Raw genomic sequence first — 972 nt, 5'->3', positions numbered from 1 at the left:
AGCTTCAGTGCGGCCGGAATGTTGTAGGTGGCACTGTGCGGTGCCCATTGCCACAAGAACCATTGCCGTTGCTGGGCGTAGGAAAGCGCTAGCGGCTGCGCCCTGCTCACGCATTCGATGACAGCAGCCTGTGCCCGTTCACCGTGCTCGGCACGTTTGGCAAAGTCCCTCAACACCGGAGCCTCGAACAGGGTAAGCAACTGCACGTCCAGCCCCAGGTGCTGACGAATGCGGGCAATCACCGAAACTGCCAGCAGGGAATGCCCGCCCTGCAGGAAAAAGTGGTCGCCGAGGCCGACCCTCTCCACCTTCAGCACATCGGCCCAGATCGCCGCGATCTGCTGCTCCAAAGCACTCTGCGGCGCGATGTACTCGCCCTGCAACTGGCTGGCATCCGGCTGCGGCAGGGCCTTGCGGTCCAGCTTGCCGTTCGGCGTCACTGGCAGCTTGCCGAGCAGCAGCAGATGCGCCGGCACCATGTAGTCCGGCAAACCGGCCTTGAGCGCCTCGCGCAGGCTATCGCGCAATGCGCCTTCGTCTTGCGTGCTGTCGGCAGGCACCACATAGCCCACCAGCTGCTTGCCGCTTGGCCCGTCCTGGGCCAGCACCACGGCTTCCTGCACACTCGGCAGCTCCAATAGACGCGCCTCGATCTCGCCCAGTTCGATACGCAGGCCACGGATCTTCACTTGGTGGTCGATGCGCCCGGCGTAGTCGATCACGCCATCGGCGCGGTAGCGCGCCAGGTCGCCGGTGCGGTACAGGCGGCCGCCGTTGTCGCTGAACGGGTCCGGCACGAAGCGTTCGGCGGTCAGCGCCGGGCGTTGGTGGTAACCACGGGCCAGGCCGACACCACCGAGGTACAGCTCGCCAGCACTGCCGCGCACCGCCGGTTGCAGGCTGCCTTCGAGGATGTGGGTCTTGAGGTTGTCGATCGGCTGGCCGATCGGCACGCTGATGCTTTCGTCCGGC

At 65.7% G+C, this 972-nt stretch carries 1 protein-coding gene; it reads right to left on the bottom strand.

The genetic code is table 11. The features are described from left to right. Positions 1 to 972 (bottom strand): phosphopantetheine-binding protein (locus tag CAG00_RS27350; protein WP_256579171.1); only part of this gene is annotated, 972 nt, incomplete at both ends.

This window comes from Pseudomonas sp. B5(2017) (assembly GCF_002112825.1).
GTDB classification, from domain to species: Bacteria; Pseudomonadota; Gammaproteobacteria; order Pseudomonadales; family Pseudomonadaceae; genus Aquipseudomonas; species Aquipseudomonas putida_Z.
This window is presented reverse-complemented; position numbering and strand designations above follow the sequence as displayed.